The 3,834-nt window shown below is 75.6% G+C and carries 2 protein-coding genes and 1 pseudogene; 2 read left to right on the top strand and 1 reads right to left on the bottom strand.

Going from position 1 to position 3,834, the window contains the following annotated elements:
* Both ACOJUF_RS26400 and ACOJUF_RS26405 read left to right on the top strand, forming a co-directional pair.
* A partial coding sequence (locus ACOJUF_RS26400; protein WP_420124775.1) for a PQQ-binding-like beta-propeller repeat protein occupies window positions 1-946 on the top strand: 946 nt, incomplete at its 5' end.
* 111 nt (window positions 947-1,057) lie between these two features.
* Entirely contained in the window at window positions 1,058-3,544 is a 2,487-nt protein-coding gene (locus ACOJUF_RS26405) for a DUF6777 domain-containing protein (protein WP_420124776.1), read from the top strand.
* A gap of 11 nt (window positions 3,545-3,555) precedes the next feature.
* On the opposite strand, the pseudogene ACOJUF_RS26410 reads toward ACOJUF_RS26405, so the two are convergent.
* Window positions 3,556-3,834, bottom strand: a pseudogene (locus tag ACOJUF_RS26410) (M23 family peptidase); the annotation flags it as partial.

The following is a 3,834-nucleotide window of genomic DNA, read 5'->3' on the forward strand; positions in this document are numbered from 1 at the left end:
GACCGGCGGTCCGCTCCTGGCCACCCCCGCCATCGCCGGCGACCTGGTGGTGATCGGCAGCCGCGACGAGTCGATCCACGCGATCGAGATCGCCGGCGGTGAGGCGCGGTGGGCGCAACCGGTGGGTGGACCGGTGCGCGCCACCGCCGCCGTCACCGCCGACCTGGCCGTCGTCGGAGCCGACGACGGGCAGGTCCACGCCCTCCGGTTGGCCGACGGGCAGGAGGAGTGGTCGGTGCGCGTCGGGGCCGAGGTCGTCGCCGGGCCGGTGGTCGCCGGCGACACCCTGTTCGTGGTCGCGGACCGGCTCTACGCCTTCGCCCTGGACACCCGGGCGCCGAGGTTCACCCCGGCGGACATCGGCGGGCCCAGCTCGTCGACCCCCGCGGTCGCCGGCGACCGGATCGTCGTCGGCGGCAACGACGGTCAGGTCTACGGCTTCTCGACGGTGGACGGCACCCGGGTCTGGGCGCGACCCACCGGCGGCGCCGTCCTGGCTCCGCCGGTCGTGGCCGACGGTGTCGCCTACGTCGGCAGCCGCGGCCGGGTCGTCGTCGCCGTCGACGTGGCCACCGGAGCCGAGATCTGGCGGCGGGACGTGGGTGCGCCGGTGCACGGCGCCGTCGCGGTCGGGGCGGACCGGATCGTCGTGGCCACCACCGCCGGCACGGTGCTGGCGCTGACCCGCGGCACCGGCGAGGAGGCGGCCCGGTGGGCCGGGCCCGGCCGGATCGATGCGGCGCCCGTGCCGGCGGGTGCGGACGGCTCGGTCGTCGTCGTCGACTCGGCGGGCCGGGTGATGCAGCTCGACGCGGCCCTGGAACGGGTGCTGGCCCAATACGACGTCGGCGCGCCCGTGCTGTCGTCCCCGCGCGTCGCGGACGGCGCCGTCTACGTGGCCGACCAGGCCGGTGCCGTGACCCGGTTGCTTCTCGTGACCGGCTGACCACCCTCTGCCGCGAACGGCCCCCGTCTGAGTGAACTCTGAGCCGCTGTTGAGCACTCCTCGGTTAGGTTCGCCTCAGCCAGCGACCATTGTCCGACCGGAAGGCCGCTCATGTCCGATCTCCCGCCCGTCTGGCCGTCCCCGGCCGGTCCGCCGCCCCCGCCGCCGCCCCCTCCGTCGTCCCGGACCCGGCGACCGGCCGGGCCGTGGATCGCCCTCGGGGTCGCGATCGCCGTGCTGCTGGGCGCCGGGGCCACCGCGCTGATCCTGGTGACCCGTCCGGACCCGGTGGCGGCCGCGGAACCGGTGCTGCTGGAACCGGCGGCGGACCCGGGCCCCGACGTCTTCGTCAGCGCCGTCGCGGTGTCGACCGCGCCGACTCTCCCGGACGAGGTCCGCAGCGTCGCCGCGGCCACCGTGGCCGGGATGACCGTCGATCCGGTCATCGGGATCCGCACCGGAGCCGGCACGACCGATGCCCTGTACGGCGGCTCGGGCGACCTGGGCGGGTGCGACCCCGAGCGGCTCGTCGAATTCCTGACCGCGAACCGCGCCCAGGGCGCCGCGTGGGCCGGCGTGCACGGCCTCACCGTCGACCAGATCGCCGGGTACGTCGCCGATCTCACCCCGGTCGTGCTGCTGCACGACACGGCGGTCACCAATTACGGTTTCGCCGGCGGCGCCGCGACACCCCGGCAGTCGATCCTGCAGGCCGGCACCGCGGTGCTCGTCGACGCCACCGGCACCCCCGCGGTTCGCTGCGCCTGCGGCAACCCGCTCACCGCACCCACCGTCCGGGACCTGCCGTCGGCCGAACTGCTGGGCACCCGCTGGGCCGGCTTCGACCCCGGCGCCACCCTGGCCGTCACCGCGGGCCCGCGGACGACCTCCTTCACGCTCGTGGACGTCGTCACCGGCGCCACCTACCAGCGTCCCGCGGGCCTGGCCGCCCTGACCCGGCCCGCGCTGTTGGCCGCCACCCCGGCCGGGATCCAACGCAGCACCGACGCGCAGCAGTGGGAGACCGTCGCCACCGTTGCCGCCGACGCCGGCGCCCTGATCCGGCTGGACGCCGGTCCCGACCTGGTCGTCGCGGTCGGCGGGATGCCGTGGACGGGGGTGAACCAGCCGTCCGGGGTCATCCGCACCACGGCCGACGGCGAGGGGTGGAACGAGCCCATCGCCGTCCAGGACCACCTGCTGGACGTGGCGTTCGGCAACGGGACCTGGCTGGCCGTCGGGCAGCCCGGGCCCGACGAGGCTAAGGGAAAGGTGCCCGTGTATCGCTCGACCGATGGCATCACCTGGGATCGGCAGCTGGTCACCCTGCCCACCACGGCCACGCACCTCTACCCGTACGGGACGATCGCCTTCGGCGGCGGGGCGTGGCTGCTCCCCGCCGTGGACGATGTCGGTGATCTCGGGATCCCGCTGCTGTTCCGCAGCACCGACGGCGTGACCTGGACGGACGTCACCGTGCCCGGTCCGTCGGCGACCTACGCCGGGGTCCGCGCCTTCAACGGTCAGGCCTGGGGCGTCACCGGCTCCCAGTTCTTCTTCGACGGCGCCCTGGAGCGGGCGCCGCGGGAGGAACTGCGGGTCGGCGGTAGCCCGGACGGGATCACCTGGCAGCCCGTCGCCGGGACCCCGGTCGCGCTCGCCCTGACCGGACTGTCCTGTACCGCCGACCGCGGCTGGCTGGCCTCCGCGATCGACACGACCGCGACCGACGCAGTGGGGGCCGTCCACACCAGCGCCGACCTGCTGACCTGGTCCCCGCTCGGCATCCCGCCGGCCGGCGGCATCACCGACGTGATCGCCGTCGGCGCCGGCACCGAGCCCGATGCCGCGCGCTGCGGCGCCCCGGCCGCGCCCGCGGCCCCGGCGGACGGCGGTTCCTGTGCCCTGGACCAGACGACCGCCGACGGCACCGCCGAGGTCGCCGTCGTCGAGTCGGGCAGCATCGACTGCAGCCTGATGCGGGACCGCTGGACCGCCTACTTCCAGTGGACGGGGCCCAAGGCGGGCACCGGGGCGTTCGCGGAGGTCGGCGACGGCTGGACGTGCAGCATCGTCCCGCTCTCGGCCACGCTGCCCGGCCAGACGGACTGGGGGTACCGCGGCCAGGTGGGCGGCTGCCGGCACGAGGACGGACGCGAGTTCACGGTGTACCCGATCGATCGGGTCCCGAGCGGTGGGTCGACGGCCCCGGCCCCGGCCCCGTCGACCACGGCTGGGCCGACCGCGTCGGGCTCGGCGGGTGAGGGCGATCTCGGACTGTCCCGGCCGATCTCCCGGCCGGCCTGCGACGGCACCGGCATCGTCATCCTGCACTCGTCGGTCGACCCGGCCGCGTACGCCTCCGAGATGCAGACCTACCTGGACCGGTTCCCGGACGCGCAGTACCTGCGGACCGACCTGACCGGTTGCTCCTCGCTGAACCGGGTCTCCCAGCAGGGCACCCTGATCTACGCGGCCTACCTGCCGGTCGGCCCGGATCAGACGGCGGTGTGTGCCGCGCAGCAGCAGGCCGGCGCGGCCTACTCCAAGTGGCTGGACAACACCTCCGACCCGAACGGCCGGATCGCCTGCGGCTGACCCGGCCCGGATCACGGCCCCCTCCCCGCCCACGGCCACAGCCGCACCGCCCACGGCCGGAGCAGGGCCATCGGATCCAGGTAGGTGCCGTCCGGCAGCCGGGCGCCCCAGTGCAGGCAACCGGCCGGCGCGCAGCGGGGGTGGCCGGCGACCAGCGTGCCGATCGGGGTCCCGGCGGCGACCACGGTGCCGGCCGGCACCGTGGCGGTGACCGGCTCGTAGGTGGTGCGCAGGCCGCCCTCGTGCTCGACCGACACCACACCCCGGTCGACCACGGTGCCGGCGAACAC

It is taken from the genome of Nakamurella sp. (genome assembly GCF_048594475.1).
Classification (GTDB): domain Bacteria; phylum Actinomycetota; class Actinomycetes; order Mycobacteriales; family Nakamurellaceae; genus Nakamurella.